The organism is Pseudomonas atacamensis (assembly GCF_017167965.1).
Lineage (GTDB): Bacteria > Pseudomonadota > Gammaproteobacteria > Pseudomonadales > Pseudomonadaceae > Aquipseudomonas > Aquipseudomonas atacamensis.
In genome coordinates this window covers 1,070,447-1,086,987 of record NZ_CP070503.1, presented here as the reverse complement: position 1 = coordinate 1,086,987, position 16,541 = coordinate 1,070,447, and the positions used below count along the sequence as shown (strand labels likewise).

General features: G+C 60.9%; 16 protein-coding genes. 10 read left to right on the top strand and 6 right to left on the bottom strand.

What is annotated here, in order from left to right:
* The first annotated feature begins 23 nt into the window (after positions 1 to 23).
* From JWU58_RS05060 to JWU58_RS05050, 3 genes are all read left to right on the top strand, one after another.
* Complete coding sequence (locus JWU58_RS05060; RefSeq protein WP_122747345.1) at positions 24 to 368, top strand: pentapeptide repeat-containing protein; 345 nt, start codon at positions 24 to 26, stop codon at positions 366 to 368.
* 288 nt (positions 369 to 656) lie between these two features.
* Positions 657 to 929: a TfoX/Sxy family protein gene (locus JWU58_RS05055; protein WP_016773175.1), complete on the top strand. Its 273-nt coding sequence runs from the start codon at positions 657 to 659 to the stop codon at positions 927 to 929.
* Positions 930 to 944: 15 nt separating this feature from the next.
* Positions 945 to 1,739, top strand: a complete 795-nt coding sequence (locus JWU58_RS05050) for a Crp/Fnr family transcriptional regulator (protein ID WP_206421560.1) — start codon at positions 945 to 947, stop codon at positions 1,737 to 1,739.
* A gap of 231 nt (positions 1,740 to 1,970) precedes the next feature.
* On the opposite strand, the gene JWU58_RS05045 is transcribed toward JWU58_RS05050, so the two are convergent.
* From JWU58_RS05045 to JWU58_RS05030, 4 genes are read right to left on the bottom strand one after another with little or no spacing between them, the layout of a single operon-like run.
* Positions 1,971 to 2,819, bottom strand: coding sequence for a ChaN family lipoprotein (locus JWU58_RS05045; RefSeq protein WP_206421559.1), 849 nt, complete (start codon positions 2,817 to 2,819; stop codon positions 1,971 to 1,973).
* A gap of 19 nt (positions 2,820 to 2,838) precedes the next feature.
* Positions 2,839 to 3,606 carry a heme ABC transporter ATP-binding protein gene (locus JWU58_RS05040; protein ID WP_206421558.1) on the bottom strand — a complete coding sequence of 256 codons (768 nt, stop codon included), beginning with the start codon at positions 3,604 to 3,606 and terminating at the stop codon, positions 2,839 to 2,841.
* Positions 3,606 to 4,589 (bottom strand): FecCD family ABC transporter permease, encoded by a 984-nt coding sequence (locus tag JWU58_RS05035; RefSeq protein WP_167333571.1) that lies wholly within the window; start codon positions 4,587 to 4,589, stop codon positions 3,606 to 3,608. Before JWU58_RS05035 ends, JWU58_RS05040 begins: the two co-directional genes overlap by 1 nt.
* A 50-nt stretch (positions 4,590 to 4,639) precedes the next feature.
* Positions 4,640 to 5,512: a heme/hemin ABC transporter substrate-binding protein gene (locus tag JWU58_RS05030; RefSeq protein ID WP_110603198.1), complete on the bottom strand. Its 873-nt coding sequence runs from the start codon at positions 5,510 to 5,512 to the stop codon at positions 4,640 to 4,642.
* Between the two features lie 164 nt (positions 5,513 to 5,676).
* Between JWU58_RS05030 and JWU58_RS05025 the strand changes: the two genes are divergently transcribed.
* Positions 5,677 to 5,994 (top strand): Rieske (2Fe-2S) protein, encoded by a 318-nt coding sequence (locus JWU58_RS05025; RefSeq protein ID WP_016773170.1) that lies wholly within the window; start codon positions 5,677 to 5,679, stop codon positions 5,992 to 5,994.
* On the opposite strand, the gene sfsA is transcribed toward JWU58_RS05025, so the two are convergent.
* On the bottom strand, positions 5,991 to 6,704 hold the full coding sequence (gene sfsA, locus JWU58_RS05020; RefSeq protein ID WP_206421557.1) for a DNA/RNA nuclease SfsA: 714 nt from the start codon (positions 6,702 to 6,704) through the stop codon (positions 5,991 to 5,993). The genes JWU58_RS05025 and sfsA overlap by 4 nt on opposite strands.
* Positions 6,704 to 7,873, bottom strand: a complete 1,170-nt coding sequence (locus JWU58_RS05015) for a pyridoxal phosphate-dependent aminotransferase (RefSeq protein WP_125918141.1) — start codon at positions 7,871 to 7,873, stop codon at positions 6,704 to 6,706. The genes sfsA and JWU58_RS05015 overlap by 1 nt, the downstream gene beginning before the upstream one ends.
* A gap of 332 nt (positions 7,874 to 8,205) precedes the next feature.
* Here JWU58_RS05015 and dksA point away from each other — a divergent pair, with 332 nt between their 5' ends.
* From dksA to JWU58_RS04985, 6 genes are all read left to right on the top strand, one after another.
* On the top strand, positions 8,206 to 8,649 hold the full coding sequence (dksA, locus tag JWU58_RS05010) for an RNA polymerase-binding protein DksA (protein ID WP_016773167.1): 444 nt from the start codon (positions 8,206 to 8,208) through the stop codon (positions 8,647 to 8,649).
* Between the two features lie 212 nt (positions 8,650 to 8,861).
* Positions 8,862 to 9,755, top strand: a complete 894-nt coding sequence (gene gluQRS, locus JWU58_RS05005) for a tRNA glutamyl-Q(34) synthetase GluQRS (RefSeq protein WP_206421556.1) — start codon at positions 8,862 to 8,864, stop codon at positions 9,753 to 9,755.
* A gap of 77 nt (positions 9,756 to 9,832) precedes the next feature.
* Positions 9,833 to 10,009 carry a hypothetical protein gene (locus JWU58_RS05000; protein ID WP_003176118.1) on the top strand — a complete coding sequence of 59 codons (177 nt, stop codon included), beginning with the start codon at positions 9,833 to 9,835 and terminating at the stop codon, positions 10,007 to 10,009.
* Complete coding sequence (locus JWU58_RS04995) at positions 9,993 to 12,947, top strand: sensor histidine kinase (RefSeq protein WP_024014332.1); 2,955 nt, start codon at positions 9,993 to 9,995, stop codon at positions 12,945 to 12,947. Before JWU58_RS05000 ends, JWU58_RS04995 begins: the two co-directional genes overlap by 17 nt.
* 22 nt (positions 12,948 to 12,969) lie before the next feature.
* Entirely contained in the window at positions 12,970 to 14,406 is a 1,437-nt protein-coding gene (locus tag JWU58_RS04990) for a sigma-54-dependent transcriptional regulator (protein ID WP_039761623.1), read from the top strand.
* A gap of 734 nt (positions 14,407 to 15,140) precedes the next feature.
* Positions 15,141 to 16,541: a polynucleotide adenylyltransferase PcnB gene (locus tag JWU58_RS04985; protein WP_016773164.1), complete on the top strand. Its 1,401-nt coding sequence runs from the start codon at positions 15,141 to 15,143 to the stop codon at positions 16,539 to 16,541.

The following is a 16,541-nucleotide window of genomic DNA, read 5'->3' as shown; positions in this document are numbered from 1 at the left end:
ATAAAACCAACAGGTGATCTGACATGAGCCAGCCTAAACTGCTCGACACTCCGCTTTACGCCCTGCTGCACAAAGATGACGTTGCAGGCTTCAATAAAGAACGTCCACAGGATGGCCCGATCGACATGATCGGCGGCGATTTCCGTGGTCTCGACCTGCGCGAGCTGAACGCCGACGGCGTGGATTTCCGCGATGCGTACTTCCGCTCCGCCGATTTGCGCGGCATCGACTTCCGCAAGGCTTCGCTCGAAGGCGCCAGCCTGGCCCATGCGCAGATTTCCGGGGCGTACTTTCCGCCGGAGCTGAGTGCTGACGAGATTCTGATGTCGATGAATTTCGGCACGCGGTTGCGCTATCGCACCCGCTGAAATCTGGAAATCTTCCTGACGCCACGCCTTTCCCCTGTGGGAGCGAGCCTGCTCGCGAAGGCGTAGTGTCAGCTGATGTCGATTGTGTCTGATACGCCCTCTTCGCGAGCAGGCTCGCTCCCACATTGTTAACGCCTAACTCGCTTCCCTCTGCGTTCGCAGGTCCTTTACCCCCCTTTCTTAGAAGCTTTTGCGTCGAATCCGACCAAACAACCACGCTTTTCCTACTGATGGCTACACTGCTGAGAAGCTCGCCCACGCACCATTCGGCCGTCGCAAGGAGGCTTGATGAATGATGAACTGCAACACCTGAAAAATCTTGGCAAGACATCGGCGCAATGGCTGCATGCCGTGGGCATCCACAGCGCCTCGGACTTGCGTCGCCTCGGTGCAGTGGATGCCTACCGGGCTGTGCGTACTCGGGGGTTTCGCGCATCGAAGGTGTTGTTGTATGCGATCGAGGGCGCGTTGATGGACGTTCACTGGAACGATATCCCCGCCGAGCGCAAGGACGCCTTGAACAAACAGCTCGAAGCCATTTCCGCGCGCCACAAGAACTGAACAGGCGCTGACGCCATGTATTTACTGGGGGAACAATCGGCCCACGCCGACGCATTGATCAATCGCTTGCAGAATCTTCCCGGGCAGTGGCTGCAGGATTTGTCGCCGTGCGCGCCGGTCATCGAGCTGGAGGCAACGGAAGATCTGTTTGCACAGGTGCCGAGCGATCAGTTGTTTCTGCTGAGCGAGGGCGTGGTGCATGGCTGGATCGCGGGCCGTGCGCTGTTCTACTGGCAGGAAGGTGATCTGCTCGGCCTGCAACGTGACGAGCAATGGAGCGATTGCCGCATTTGCAGCAACAGCGCTGTGCGCCTGGTGCCCTATGGGCGCGCTGAGGTTTTGCAGCATCTGTATGCCGACCCTGATCGAGCGGAGCAGTTGCTGAGCTATCTGCTCGGGCAAATGGCGCTGCTCGCCCATGCCGTGGCCGAGCTGAAACCCCGGGAGTTCCGCAGCACCAACGGCTTCAAACGCGTTGAGGCAGGCGCCGTGCTGATTCAACAGGGCGATGCAGCGGATCATGTCTTCGTGATCATCGACGGGCACGCCGAGGCATTTGTGGACGGGTACAAGGTCGGTGACGTGGCCAAGGACGAGATTTTCGGCGCCATGGCGTTGTTTACCGGCGAGCCGCGCAACGCTTCGGTGGTGACGTCCGAGCCGAGCACGTTGATGTTGATTCCCGGTGATCAATTTTTGAGCATGACCCGCAGCAATCCGAAGATCGCCCATAGCCTGATTGAGGGCATGGCTCGACGCATCGGCCAGTTGAATCGCAGGATCACGCAGTTGACGACGCAGCGCATCTAGCGCAAAGCCCTTTATTCACAGGGCCTCACCACCGCTCGCAAAACTAAATTACAGATTTGCAAAATCAGCGGTTGACGCGGTAATGAGAATCGCTATGATTATCACAACTGGTCGCGAGATCAGTCGATATTCTGAAAAGCCCTTGGTTCGGACTCTCAGATTATCTCCTCATCAGGCTAATCACGGTTATTTGACCCGGTTTTACCGGGTCTTTTTTTGCCCGTAGAAAAGTCATTTAGCCAATTGCTGGCGCATCTGCTCGCAGTAATCCGGCTTCGGTGTGGCCGGCGTGTACCAGACGTAATCGGCCATCGCCGCCGATACCGCAGCGCCCTGCTCGGCCAGCATCAATACGATCGGCGCCTTGCCAGCGCCGAGATCCGACAGATGCAGCGGCACGCCGACATCCTTGCGCGCATGCCAGGCACCGGCCAGCAGAATCGAAGGCATCGGCGCCGCCAGCATGCGTTCGGCCATGCGTCGATCACGCTGTTGCTGAATCGCCAGCATTGCTGGCATCTGTGATTCGGGCAGCAAGCCGCAGTGGGATTCACTGATTTGCCCAAGCAAAGTTTTTTTAACCGACAGCGAATTGCTGCGCGGACCGTTCAGAGCCGGTGGATTGCGGTAGAACGCGCGGATTTCGCTGTCATCGAGATTGGCCGCCAGCAGCGGATACGGCTGCGACAGGGCAAAACGCACGATCGGCCCGTAAAGGTTCCAGTCCCAGCCCTCTTGCCAGGCCAATGCCGCGGGCAGATCTGCCGGAACGGATTTCGACTGGCGTGCCGCATCGACTTTCGCTTGTTGAACCGGCGAGAGCATTTCCAGCAGCAGACTGCCTTGCGCTCGCTGCTCGCCGAGCGACTGCAACAGCCACAACTGTGCGGCATGGTGATCGGCGATGTCGTGCTGCTCACCGATGATCAAACGCTCAGGCTCAGCCAGACGCGTCAGCAATTGCTGCGCCGTAAGTACCTCGCCGCTGCGCAGATCGCGAATATCGGCGCCCACCGGCGGAGCCGCCACGTGCTGACAGCCCGCGAGCAACACCAGCGCCAACAACCACAATCCACGCATGCGACACCTCGATGATGATTCAGCGGGCGATGATCAGCGGATGCCCACGCTCCGGGTGCGGTTGCACCAAAACCTCCAGGCCGAACACTGCTTTGAGCGTATCCGGGCGCAGCACCTGCTGCGGAGTATCCAGCGCAACCGGGCGCCCCTCCTCCAGCAATAGCACGCGATCACAATAGCGTGCCGCGAGATTCAGATCATGCAGGATCACCAGCACCGCCGCGCCGCGATCGGCGAACTCGCGCACCGCTTGCAAGGTGGTGTGCTGATGCAGCGGATCGAGCATGGATGTCGGTTCGTCGAGCAACAGGGTTTGCCCGGCCTGGCCCGGCCAGAGTTGCGCCAGCACTCGCGCCAGATGCACGCGCTGACGCTCGCCACCGGACAACGCCAGATAGCTGCGCCCACTCAGATGGCTGGCATCGGCGGCGGCCAGCGCTGCCGCGACGATTTCGTCATCACGTACGCGCCCGGTCTGGTACGGCAAGCGGCCCATGCCGACGACCTCTTCCACGGCGAAGGCAAAATTCAGCGTCGAAACCTGCGGCAACACCGCCAGTCGTTGTGCCCGCTGCGTTCCGCTCCAGTGGCTCAATGTCTGACCATCGAGCGAGACATTGCCGTCACTGGCGAGCAACTCACCACACAATGCGCCAAGCAACGTGCTTTTCCCGGCGCCGTTCGGCCCCAGCACGCCAAGCACTTGACCGGGTTCGAGCCCGAGCGTAACCCCACTGAGCACAGCCTTGCGGCCACGGCGGACATGCAGATTGTGCGCAGACAACATCAGGCACGCCCTCGCAGCAGCAGATAAAGGAAGAACGGCGCACCGATAAACGCGGTGACAATGCCGATCGGCAACTCCGCCGGCGCCAGCGCCAGGCGCGCCACCAGATCGGCGAGCAATAACAGGCTCGCACCCGCCAAAACCGAGGCTGGCAACAGAACTTTGTGATCGGGGCCGGCCAGCAGGCGCACCAGATGCGGCACCACCAGCCCGACAAAACCGATCATGCCCGCCGCCGCCACCGCCGCGCCGACACCCAGCGCGGTACAGAACACCAGTTCGCGCTTGAGCCGTTCGACATCGATGCCCAGATGACCGGCCTCGGATTCACCGAGCAACAAGGCATTCAATGCCTTGGCCCGACGCGGCAGCCACAGCGCCACGCCGATGGTGATGATCAGCAGTGGCCACAGCCGCGCGTAACTGGCGCCGTTGAGGCTGCCCAGATTCCAGAAGGTCAGGGTGCGCAGCGTGGCGTCATCGGCCAGATAGGTGAACAGACCGACCGCCGAACTGGCCAGCGCCGTCAGCGCGATACCGGCCAGCAACATGGTGGCGACGTGAGTCTGACCGTTGCGCCGGCCCAGCCGATAGACCAGCGCCGTCACCCCGAGCCCGCCAAGAAACGCACACACCGACAACAGATACGGCCCGAACCACTCCGGCAGGCCGCCGAATAACGAACCACCGACAATCGCAATCGCTGCGCCAAGTGCCGCGCCACTGGACACCCCGACCAGCCCCGGATCGGCCAGCGGATTACGAAACAGGCCCTGCATTGCCACCCCGGACAGCGCCAGCACTCCGCCGACCGCCAAGCCGAGCAAGGTTCGCGGCAGGCGGATCTGGCCGAGAATCAGCTCAGCCTGCTCCAGACCTTGCGGCGCCAACGGCACGCCGATCAGACGCAGCGCCGCGCGCAAGGTATCGAACAGCGGCAGGCTCACCGGCCCCAATGCCAGCGACAGCCAGATCGCCAGCAGACACAGCAATGTCAGGCCGATAAACAAGCCACGGGGTTTGACCAGTGTGGTCATTGGCCGCCCTTGGCCGGGTAGAAGCCGTCAGTCAGGGTTTGCAAAGCAGCCGGCAACCGCGGCCCGAGACCGCCCACCAGCAGCGTCGGATCGAGCTCCATCACCCGCCCGCTCTTGGCAGCACGGCTGGAATTGAGGATCGGGTTTTCCTTGAACAATGCCACTTTTGCGGCCTCGCCGGTCAGCGCACGGTCAGCGAACACCAGCACTTCGGGATCGAGGCTGGCGAGGGATTCGACAGAAAACGGTTTGTAGCCGCTATGCGTCGCAAGGTTGTGCCCGCCAGCCTGTTGCAGCAACCAATCGGCGGCAGTGTCCTTGCCGGCGATCAACGGCTTGCCGCCAGCGTGCCCGAGCAACAGCAACACGCCCGGAGCTTTCTGCGTGGCCTGCACTTGGGCAACGCGCGCTTTCTGCGCCTGGAGCTGCTGTTGATAACTCTGCAGCAGCTGCGCTGCCTGGCTTTGTGCGCCGAGCAACTGGCCCAAACGAGTGACATTCTTTTCCAGTGTCGGCAGATCAGGCTGTGCCGAGAACAACTCGACTTTCACCTTGGCGGCTTTGACTTGCGCCAGAACCGGCGGCGGCCCCATTTCTTCGGTACCGACCAGAATGTCCGGGCGCAGGCTCAAGATGCCTTCGGCCGACAGGCTGCGCTGATAACCAATACTCGGCAGCGCCTGCAACGATTGGGGATGCTGACTGGTGGTGTCGACCCCAACCAGTTTTGACTCGCCACCCAGCGCGCTGACCCATTCCGACAGCGCGCCGCCAGCGCTGACCCAGCGTTGCGGTAAATCCGCTGCGCTCGCCTGATGGCTGAGAAAAAGGCCGACGCACAGTACGGCAACGCGGGTTTTCAGGCGCATACGCAGCTTCCTTGAACAAGGTTTCCCGGGCATCGGCGCAGCGAGCCAAGTATCCTCGGCAACGGCCAGACTCCCTGTGGGAGAAGGTCGCCATTTGATAATTGTTTGCATTTGAACGTCAAGCTCGGACATATCCAGACACGAGCGGACATTTGAGGATAGCCATGAAGTTTCTCTGCGCCGGCAGCGATCTGGCCGAAGCCGGCAGTCGCGGTTTCGAAATCGAAGGCAAAAAGCTGTTTGCCGTGCGTCGTGGCGGCAAGGTGTTTGTCTATTTCAATCGCTGCCCGCACCGGGGCGTCGGGCTGGAATGGCAGCCCGACCAGTTTCTCGATCCGAGCAATAGCCTGATCCAGTGCGCTACCCATGGCGCACTGTTTCTGATCGAGGACGGCGAATGCGTCGCCGGCCCCTGCGCCGGGCAGTCGCTCACGGCAATTGAATGCCGGGAAGATACACAAGGCGTGTGGGTCGACGTTTAACCGTTTAGCCGCACGTCGAGTCGGCGGTCGATGACCATCTCTTCATGGTCCAGGCGCACGCCGTAGGCCAACACCTCAACACCGCAGGCGACCGCTTCACGCAACGCCTCGGCGTAAGCCCAATCGATCTCCTCGGCCGGGCGCACGGCATCGATGCCGGTCAGGTTCACGCAGTACAATTGCACCGCCCGAATGCCGTCGCGCGCCAGATGCGCCAGCTCGCGCAGATGTTTGGCGCCGCGCTGGGTCACCGCATCGGGAAACGCCGCCACCGCCGTGCCGTCGAAGCCGAGGGTGACGCTTTTGACTTCGACATACGCCGGCCCACTGGGGTATTCGAGGCGGAAGTCGATGCGGCTTTTTTCCTGTCCGTAGGCAACCTCACGCTTCAATGCGGTAAAACCGTTCAACTCGGTGATCACGCCCGCCTGCAAGGCTTCCTCAACCAAGCCGTTGGCGCGCCCGGTGTTGACGCAAAACAGCCGGCCCTGCGGGGTTTCGCCAATTTCCCAAGTGCCGGGCAATTTGCGTTTCGGGTCATTGGAGCGACTGAACCAGACCTGCCCGTCCTCGACCTGGCAATTGAGCATCGAACCGGTGTTGGGGCAGTGAATGGTCAGCAATTCGCCGCTAACGGTCTCGATATCGGCGAGAAAACGCTTGTAACGACGAATCAGCCGCGCTTCTTCCAGAGCAGGATAAAAGCGCATCAGCCTTGCCAGCTCTTCAAGCCGCGCGCGATGCGCTCAACCGCTTCCTGTAAACGTGCGAGGTTTTGTGTGTAAGCGAAGCGCACGTGATGGCTGGCCTGATAACGACCAAAATCCAGTCCCGGCGTAAAGGCAACGTGCTCGGTTTCGAGGAAATGTCGGCAGAAGGCGAAGGCATCACCGCCGAAACGACTGATATCGGCGTACAGATAAAACGCGCCTTCCGGCTCAACGGCGATGTTGAAACCGAGTTCACGTAGCGCCGGCAGGAGGAAGTCGCGACGGCGCGCAAATTCGGCGCGGCGTTCTTCGAGAATAGCAATGGTGGCTGGCTCGAAACAGGCCAGCGCCGCGTACTGCGCCATGCTCGGCGCACTGATGTAGAGGTTCTGCGCGAGTTTTTCCAGCTCGCTGACCGCCGCGTCCGGCGCGACCAGCCAGCCCAGGCGCCAACCGGTCATGCCGAAATACTTGGAGAAACTGTTGAGGACAAAAGCGTTGTCATCGACTTCCAGCACACTGGCGGCATCAGTGCCGTAGGTCAGGCCGTGGTAGATCTCATCCACCACCAAGTGCCCGTGCCGTGCCTTGATCGCTGTGGATAATCCGCCCAGTTCATCGCGGGTGAGCAAAGTGCCCGTCGGGTTGGCCGGCGAAGCGACAAGGGCGCCGACACTGTCGTGGTCCCAATGCCGCTCGACCAGATCCGGGGTCAGTTGGTAACGCACCTCCGGCCCGACCGGCACCAGCTGCGCCGCGCCTTCGACCAGCCGCAAGAAATGCCGATTGCACGGGTAGCCCGGGTCGGCGAGCAGCCAGTGTTTACCCGGATCGACCAACAGGGCACTGGCCAGCAACAGCGCGCCGGAGCCGCCCGGCGTGATCAGAATCCGCCGTGGGTCGATATTCAGGCCGTACCGCGATTGGTAGAAACCGGCGATCGCCTCGCGCAGTTCGGGAATGCCACGGGCGGCGGTGTAACGGGTCTTGCCGGCGCTCAACGCAGCTTGTCCGGCGCGGATGATCGGCTCGGCGGTGGTGAAGTCCGGCTCGCCGATTTCCAGATGGATCACGTCGTGGCCTTCGGCCTGCAATTCATTGGCCCGCGCCAGCAGCGCCATCACATGGAACGGTTCGATCGCACGACTGCGCGCACTGTAGGGGCCCATTGGAATGCCTTTGACGGAAAAAAGAGACGATTCTACCTGTCTGCCGGAACGAGCGAGAACCCGTGGAGGTCACAGCCTCAAGAACGCTGGACTGTAACGATCTGAACGTACGCTCCAGGATTGACTAAAATCAGTGATTGAACAGGTCTCCCTTCCCACAGACACGGCTTGTCAGACATCTGCAAGCGCCACCCGCCGGGGGCTCGACATCCGGGAGTAGCGCAGGCTGATTTGATCTGGTAAGTTCGCCCGCTTGCAGCCGCAGGGCCGGCAGGTGTCGGTGATGGAGCAATCCTGCGCAATGGATTACAAGAGTAGAGGCGGTCTATTTCATGTCCACCCAAGCAAAGCAACAGCAGAAAGACACGATCAGCGGCTTCGAACCTTATGTTTCGAAGGCGGGTGAAGAGTACATGGGCGCTCCAATGCGCGCGCACTTCACCAAGATCCTGAACAAGTGGAAACTGGACTTGATGCAGGAAGTCGACCGCACGGTTGATCACATGAAAGACGAAGCGGCCAATTTCCCTGACCCGGCCGACCGTGCCAGCCAGGAAGAAGAGTTCGCCCTCGAATTGCGCGCCCGCGACCGCGAGCGCAAGCTGATCAAGAAAATCGACAAGACGCTGCAACTGATCGAAGACGAAGAGTACGGCTGGTGCGAGTCCTGCGGCATCGAGATCGGCGTCAAGCGCCTCGAAGCCCGCCCGACAGCGGACCTGTGCATCGACTGCAAGACCCTGGCGGAAATCAAGGAAAAGCAGGTCGGCAAGTAATCTCGACCTGAACGAAAAACGGAGCGTGCGAACGCTCCGTTTTTGTTTGTGCCTTTTGCCCGCGGAACCTGCTTCTGCCTCTGTGGGAGCGAGCCTGCTCGCGAAAGCGCCCCTTCAGACAGCTCATTATTGCCTGACACAGCGCTTTCGCGAGCAGGCTCGCTCCCACAGGGGGTAACCTGCTTAAATTCTGAATAGCCTTTATCGCCTCCATGACTGCCAAATCCCCCGCCTACATCGGCCGCTTCGCCCCCACCCCCAGTGGCCACCTGCACTTCGGTTCGCTGGTCGCTGCGTTGGCGTCTTACCTCGACGCCCGCTCCGTCGGTGGGCGCTGGCTGGTGCGCATGGAAGATCTCGATCCGCCGCGCGAAGAGCCCGGTGCACAAGCGGCGATTCTCAAGGCGCTGGAAAGCTACGGTTTCGAATGGGACGGCGAAATGGTCCGCCAAAGCGATCGACACGCGGCTTATGCCGAAGTGCTCGATAGCTTGTTCAATCATGGCCTGGCCTACGCCTGCACCTGCTCGCGCAAACAACTGGAGCCCTATCACGGGATTTATCCGGGGTTTTGCCGCAATGCCGGGCATGAACAGCACGACGCCGCGATCCGCCTGCGCGTGCCGGAGCTGGAATACCACTTCATTGATCGCGTGCAGGGCGAATATCGCCAGCACCTGGGCCGCGATGTCGGCGACTTTGTCATCCGTCGGCGCGATGGTCTCTACGCCTATCAACTCGCGGTGGTGCTCGATGACGCCTGGCAAGGCATTACCGACATCGTGCGCGGCGCTGACCTGCTCGATTCGACGCCGCGTCAGCTGTACCTGCAAGAACTGCTCGGCCTGAAACAGCCGCGCTATCTGCACCTGCCGCTGATCACCCAGCCGGACGGCAACAAACTCGGCAAGTCCTACCGTTCGCCGCCGCTCGAAGCCGATCAGGCCACGCCGTTGCTGCTGCGGGCCTTGCGCGCGCTGGGGCAGAATCCCGGCCCCGAACTGGCTCACGCTTCGCCGGGCGAACTGCTGGCCTGGGGCAGCGCGCATTGGGATGCCGACGGGATCCCGCGCACACTGACCCTGCCCGAAGCGCAACTGCAATGACGACACTTGCAGTCGCGCGCCCATCCGTTACCATCGCCGCACGTTTTCGGGCACGCGCATAAAAAAGAGAGGCCGGGATGTACATCTATCGCTTGGTCCTGCTTCTGGTCGTCGGGATCTACCTGTTCTCCCCCGCCATCATGGATTGGTGGATCGACGCGACGGGCGCCTGGTATCGCCCTTATCTGCTCTGGCTGATCCTGATTGTCGTGACCTTCATCCTGCAGAGCCAAAAAGATGCCGATGAGCTTTAGCCTGACCCAGATGATCCTGATCAGCGCCGCGTACCTGGCGGCGCTGTTCGGCGTTGCCTGGGTCAGCGAACGGGGCATGATCCCGCGCGCGATCATTCGCCACCCGTTGACCTACACCCTGTCGCTGGGGGTTTACGCCAGTGCCTGGGCGTTCTACGGCACGGTGGGCCTGGCCTATCAGTACGGTTACGGCTTTCTGTCCAGTTATCTCGGCGTGTCCGGTGCATTCCTGCTGGCGCCGGTGCTGCTTTATCCGATCCTGAAGATCACCCGCACGTATCAACTGTCGTCGCTGGCCGATCTGTTTGCCTTCCGCTTTCGCAGCACCTGGGCCGGTGCGCTGACCACGATTTTCATGCTGATTGGCGTCTTGCCATTGCTTGCCTTGCAGATTCAGGCCGTGGCCGACTCGATCGGCATTCTCACCGGCGAACGTGTGCAGAGCCGCGTGGCGCTGGCGTTCTGTGCGCTGATCATTCTGTTCACGATTTTCTTCGGTTCCCGGCACATCGCCACGCGCGAGAAACATGAAGGGCTGGTGTTCGCGATTGCCTTCGAATCGATCATCAAACTGATCGCTCTCGGCGGCGTTGGCCTGTACGCGCTGTATGGTGTGTTCGACGGCCCGCAACAGCTCGAACTGTGGCTGCTGCAAAACCAGACCGCCCTCGCCGCCCTGCACACGCCGTTGCAGGAAGGTCCGTGGCGCACGCTGCTGCTGGTGTTCTTCGCCTCGGCGATCGTGATGCCGCACATGTATCACATGACCTTTACGGAAAACCTCAATCCGCGCTCGCTGGTCAGCGCCAGTTGGGGCCTGCCGTTGTTTCTGCTGTTGATGAGTCTCGCCGTACCGCTGATCCTCTGGGCCGGGCTGAAACTCGGCGCCACCACCGACCCGGAATATTTCACCCTTGGTATCGGCATTGCCGCCAACAGCAAACCGCTGGCCTTGCTCGCCTACGTCGGTGGCCTGTCCGCCGCCAGTGGCCTGATAATCGTCACCACCCTGGCCTTGTCGGGCATGGCGCTGAACCATCTGGTGCTGCCGCTTTATCAGCCGCCGGCCGAGGGCAATATCTACCGCTGGCTGAAATGGACCCGCCGGGCGCTGATCGTGGCGATCATCATGGCCGGTTTCGGTTTCTACCTGATGCTCGGCGTCGAGCAGGATCTGGCCAACCTCGGCATCGTCGCGTTTGTTGCGACCCTGCAATTTCTGCCCGGGGTGTTGTCGGTGCTGTACTGGCCGACCGCCAACCGCCGTGGTTTCATTGCCGGTCTGCTGGCGGGGATCACGGTCTGGGTGGTGACCATGCTGCTGCCGCTGGTCGGCAATCTGCAGGGTTTCTATATCCCGCTGCTGAACATGATCTACGTGCTCGACGACACCAGTTGGCACATGGCGGCCATCGCCTCGCTGGCCGCCAACGTACTGATGTTCACTTTGATCTCGCTGTTCACCAACGCCAGCCCGGAAGAAGCCAGCGCCGCCGAGGCCTGTGCGGTGGATAACGTGCGCCGCCCGCAACGCCGCGAACTGCACGCCGCCTCGCCGCAGGAATTCGCCACGCAGCTGGCCAAGCCGCTGGGTGCCAAGGCTGCGCAGAAAGAGGTCGAGCAAGCCTTGCGCGATCTGTATCTGCCCTTCGACGAACGCCGGCCTTACGCCTTGCGCAGGTTGCGCGACCGCATTGAGGCCAACCTGTCCGGCCTGATGGGCCCGAGCGTTGCGCAGGATATGGTGGAAACCTTCCTGCCCTATAAGGCTGGCGGCGAAAACTACGTCACCGAAGACATTCACTTCATTGAAAGCCGTCTCGAGGATTACCACTCGCGCCTCACCGGCCTGGCCGCCGAGCTCGACGCCCTGCGCCGCTACCACCGCCAGACCTTGCAGGAACTGCCGATGGGCGTCTGCTCGCTGGCCAAGGATCAGGAGATCCTGATGTGGAACAAGGCGATGGAAGAGCTGACCGGCATCGCCGCACAGCGAGTGGTCGGCTCGCGTCTGAGCACCATCGCCAACCCGTGGAAAGAATTGCTGCAAGGCTTCATCAACCTGCCCGACGAGCATTTGCACAAACAGCATCTGGCCCTCGATGGTCAGACCCGCTGGCTGAATCTGCACAAAGCGGCAATCGACGAGCCGTTGGCACCGGGTAACAGTGGTCTGGTGTTACTCGTCGAAGATTTGACCGAAACGCAGATGCTCGAAGATAAACTGGTGCATTCCGAACGGCTGGCCAGCATCGGTCGACTCGCAGCGGGTGTGGCCCACGAAATCGGTAATCCGATCACCGGCATCGCCTGCCTGGCGCAGAACCTGCGCGAAGAGCGCGAAGACGACGGCGAGCTGACGGAAATCAGCGGGCAGATTCTCGAGCAGACCAAACGCGTCTCGCGCATCGTCCAGTCGCTGATGAGCTTCGCCCATGCCGGCAGTCATCAGCACAACGACGAACCGGTGTGTCTGGCCGAAGTCGCGCAGGACGCCATCGGCCTGCTGGCGCTGAACCGGCGCAATTTCGAAGTGCAGTTCTACAACCTGTGCGATCCCGATCATTGGGTCGAAGGCGACCCGCAACGGCTTGCCCAGGTGCTGATCAATCTGCTCTCCAACGCCCGCGACGCCTCGCCGCCGCACAGTGCGGTACGGGTCAAGAGCGAAGCCGGCGAACACACGGTCGATCTGATCGTCGAAGACGAAGGCAGTGGTATTCCGTCGAGCATCATGGACCGATTGTTCGAACCTTTCTTCACCACCAAGGATCCGGGTGAAGGCACCGGTCTGGGCCTTGCACTGGTCTATTCCATCGTTGAAGAGCATTATGGACAAATCACCATCGACAGCCCGGCTGATGTACAAAGCCAACGCGGCACCCGTATCCGGGTGACCTTACCGCGTCATGTCGAAGCGACGTCCGCTGTGAACTGAGACCGTCGAGAGTATCGAATCAATGCCGCACATTTTGATCGTCGAAGACGAAACAATTATCCGCTCCGCCTTGCGCCGCCTGCTGGAACGCAACCAGTACCAGGTCAGCGAAGCCGGTTCAGTGCAGGAAGCACAAGAACGCTTCACCATTCCTACGTTCGATCTGATCGTCAGCGACCTGCGCCTGCCGGGCGCCCCGGGCACCGAGCTGATCAAGCTCGGCCAGGGCACACCGGTGCTGATCATGACCAGTTACGCCAGCCTGCGCTCGGCGGTCGACTCGATGAAAATGGGCGCGGTCGATTACATCGCCAAGCCGTTCGACCACGATGAAATGCTCCAGGCGGTTGCGCGGATCCTGCGCGATCGCCAGTCGGCGCCGGCTGCCGGCGAAGCTACGGCGAGCAAGCCTGCCGCTGGCAATGGCAAAGCTGCTGTGGATAACAGCAATGGTGAAATTGGCATCATCGGCTCCTGCCCACCGATGCAGGACCTGTACAGCAAGATCCGCAAAGTCGCGCCAACCGATTCCAACGTGTTGATTCAGGGTGAGTCCGGCACCGGTAAAGAGCTGGTGGCCCGCGCCCTGCACAATCTGTCGAAACGCGCCAAGGCGCCGATGATCTCGGTGAACTGCGCGGCGATTCCGGAAAGCCTGATCGAATCCGAACTGTTCGGCCACGAGAAAGGCGCGTTCACCGGCGCCAGTGCCGGTCGCGCCGGTCTGGTCGAAGCGGCGGACGGCGGCACCTTGTTTCTCGATGAGATCGGCGAACTGCCCCTCGAAGCCCAGGCTCGCTTGCTGCGGGTTCTGCAGGAGGGCGAAATTCGCCGCGTAGGTTCGGTGCAGTCGCAGAAAGTCGATGTGCGCCTGATCGCTGCAACTCACCGCGATCTGAAAAGCCTGGCGAAAATCGGTCAGTTCCGTGAAGACCTTTATTACCGTCTGCACGTGATTGCCCTGAAGCTGCCGCCGCTGCGCGAGCGTGGCGCCGACGTCAACGAAATCGCCAATGCCTTCCTCGCTCGCCAGAGCGCGCGGATCAATCGCACCGACCTGAAATTCGCCGCCGATGCCGAACAGGCGATCCGGCACTATTCCTGGCCGGGTAACGTGCGTGAGCTGGAAAACGCTGTCGAGCGCGCGGTGATTCTCAGCGAAAGCCCGGAGATCTCGGCCGACCTGCTGGGCATCGACATCGAGCTGAGCGATCTGGAAGACGACGAGTTCATCGGTCTGCCGCCGCAAACCGGCGGTAACGCCAGCAACAGCAGCCATGAGCCGACCGAGGATCTGTCGCTGGAGGATTACTTCCAGCACTTCGTCCTCGAGCATCAGGACCACATGACCGAGACCGAACTGGCACGCAAACTGGGCGTCAGCCGCAAATGCCTGTGGGAACGCCGCCAGCGTCTGGGCATTCCACGGCGCAAGACCGGGGTCGCCAGCGAAAGCTGAGCGTTACCCACCGCGTGCGCGGGTAACGCATGACAATGTGAAAAAACTGTTACCGCAGTCGATTCACGTAACAGAAGCCGGGGTTATCGGTAACGAAACCCCGGCTTTTTTTCGCCCCTGCAAAACGGCTATATCCACCTAACCCCTTGTTTTACTGGGCTTGGCAAAAGTTGGCACGCACCCTGCTATATGTTTGGTACAAGAACAATAACAAGCAATGCACAAGACAATAAAAATAAGACGAATCGACTCACGCACAATAAAAACAAGACGGCGAGAGGCGCAGCTAACTGATTCTTTTGGAGAGGCGTTGTATTTGGGGCTTGCCCCACGACCAGGCCGAGAACAACAAAAACTGTCCTAAGACAGAGCCTGTACTGGTTGGATCGACAGATCACTGCAATTCAGCGACCAAAGCAATCCGTTTGCTCTTGGCTCCCGATTGGGAGGGTCACGAAGGAAACACTTCGTGGCGAGGGCACTCAACAAAAACAAGAAGCCCGAATCAATAATAAAAAGAGCACGCAACTACTTCTTGGGGAGCTTCGGCTCCCCTTGTAGTTTCTCCCCTCCGTGAAACTCCCCTGCTTTCCCGCGTTCGACCCTTGCAGCTTGCGGCTTGCAGCTCATATCTGCTGCGTCCTACACCATCCCCCGACTAAATGCTAGAATCTGCGCCCATCATGCGGTCATTCTTTTGGTATGGCCGAACATTCCTTCAAACAGTGCATCCCATGCTGAAGAAGCTGTTCCAGTCATTCCGAACTCCCGTGCGTCGTACGCAACACATCCGCAGCACCCCTGAAGTGCTCAACAGCGGCCAACATTCGCTGCAGAAAACGCAGTTCAGCCGCTATGCGGTGAATATCGTCGAACGCCTGCAAGGTGCCGGTTACCAGGCTTATCTGGTCGGTGGTTGCGTGCGTGACATGCTACTGGGCATCACGCCCAAGGACTTCGACGTCGCCACCAGTGCCACCCCCGAGCAGGTGCGTGCCGAATTCCGCAATGCGCGGATCATCGGCCGCCGGTTCAAGCTGGTGCACATCCATTTCGGTCGCGAAATCATTGAAGTCGCGACCTTCCGCGCCAATCACCCGGTCAACGAAGACGACGAAGACAGCAACCAGTCTTCGCGCAACGAGAGCGGGCGCATTCTGCGCGACAACGTCTACGGCACCCTGGAAGAAGACGCGCAACGTCGCGACTTCACCATCAACGCCCTGTATTACGACCCGGTCAGCGAGCGCATTCTCGATTACGCCAACGGCGTGCACGACATCCGCAATCACCTGATCCGCCTGATCGGCGACCCCAAGCAGCGTTACCAGGAAGACCCGGTACGCATGCTGCGGGCCGTGCGTTTCGCCGCCAAGCTCAACTTCGGCATCGAGAAGCACACCGTGCAGCCGATCCGTGAGCTGGCGCCGATGCTGCGCGAGATTCCGTCGGCGCGACTGTTCGAAGAAGTGCTCAAGCTGTTCCTCTCCGGGCACGGCGCGATCACCTTTGAAATGCTGGTTGATCTGCAACTGTTCGCGCCGCTGTTCCCGGCCAGTGCCGAGGCGCTGGAATACAACCCGGAATACACCCACACGCTGATCAGCGAAGCACTGACCAACACCGACCTGCGCATCAAGCAGAACAAACCGGTAACTCCGGCGTTCCTCTTTGCCGCCCTGCTCTGGCCGGCGCTGCCGGCGCGCGTGTTGCGTCTGCAGGAACGTGGCATGCCGCCGATTCCGGCGATGCAGGAAGCGGCTCATGAGCTGATCGCCGAACAATGCCAGCGCATCGCGATTCCGAAGCGTTTCACCATGCCGATCCGCGAAATCTGGGACATGCAGGAACGCCTGCCACGGCGCAGTGGCAAACGCGCCGATCTGTTGCTGGACAACCCGCGCTTCCGTGCCGGTTACGACTTCCTGCTGCTGCGTGAAAGCGCCGGTGAGGAGACCGATGGCCTCGGCGAATGGTGGACCGATTATCAGGACGCCAATGACAGCGAGCGTCGCGACATGATCCGCGACCTCAGCGGCAAGGGCGACGATGCCAGCGGCGCACCGCGCAAACGTCGCCGCAGCGGCGGTTCCAAGCGCAAGCGCGCCGGTGCTTCGAGCGCGACGGGCGAGTAA

Bases quoted from the DNA above. Each gene is read 5' to 3' on its own strand.
- JWU58_RS05060 (WP_122747345.1), top strand. From the start codon at position 24: ATGAGCCAGCCTAAACTGCTCGACACTCCGCTTTACGCCCTGCTGCAC.
- JWU58_RS05055 (WP_016773175.1), top strand. From the start codon at position 657: ATGAATGATGAACTGCAACACCTGAAAAATCTTGGCAAGACATCGGCG.
- JWU58_RS05050 (WP_206421560.1), top strand. From the start codon at position 945: ATGTATTTACTGGGGGAACAATCGGCCCACGCCGACGCATTGATCAAT.
- JWU58_RS05045 (WP_206421559.1), bottom strand. From the start codon at position 2,819: ATGCGTGGATTGTGGTTGTTGGCGCTGGTGTTGCTCGCGGGCTGTCAG.
- JWU58_RS05040 (WP_206421558.1), bottom strand. From the start codon at position 3,606: ATGTTGTCTGCGCACAATCTGCATGTCCGCCGTGGCCGCAAGGCTGTG.
- JWU58_RS05030 (WP_110603198.1), bottom strand. From the start codon at position 5,512: ATGCGCCTGAAAACCCGCGTTGCCGTACTGTGCGTCGGCCTTTTTCTC.
- JWU58_RS05025 (WP_016773170.1), top strand. From the start codon at position 5,677: ATGAAGTTTCTCTGCGCCGGCAGCGATCTGGCCGAAGCCGGCAGTCGC.
- sfsA (WP_206421557.1), bottom strand. From the start codon at position 6,704: ATGCGCTTTTATCCTGCTCTGGAAGAAGCGCGGCTGATTCGTCGTTAC.
- JWU58_RS05015 (WP_125918141.1), bottom strand. From the start codon at position 7,873: ATGGGCCCCTACAGTGCGCGCAGTCGTGCGATCGAACCGTTCCATGTG.
- dksA (WP_016773167.1), top strand. From the start codon at position 8,206: ATGTCCACCCAAGCAAAGCAACAGCAGAAAGACACGATCAGCGGCTTC.
- gluQRS (WP_206421556.1), top strand. From the start codon at position 8,862: ATGACTGCCAAATCCCCCGCCTACATCGGCCGCTTCGCCCCCACCCCC.
- JWU58_RS05000 (WP_003176118.1), top strand. From the start codon at position 9,833: ATGTACATCTATCGCTTGGTCCTGCTTCTGGTCGTCGGGATCTACCTG.
- JWU58_RS04995 (WP_024014332.1), top strand. From the start codon at position 9,993: ATGCCGATGAGCTTTAGCCTGACCCAGATGATCCTGATCAGCGCCGCG.
- JWU58_RS04990 (WP_039761623.1), top strand. From the start codon at position 12,970: ATGCCGCACATTTTGATCGTCGAAGACGAAACAATTATCCGCTCCGCC.
- JWU58_RS04985 (WP_016773164.1), top strand. From the start codon at position 15,141: ATGCTGAAGAAGCTGTTCCAGTCATTCCGAACTCCCGTGCGTCGTACG.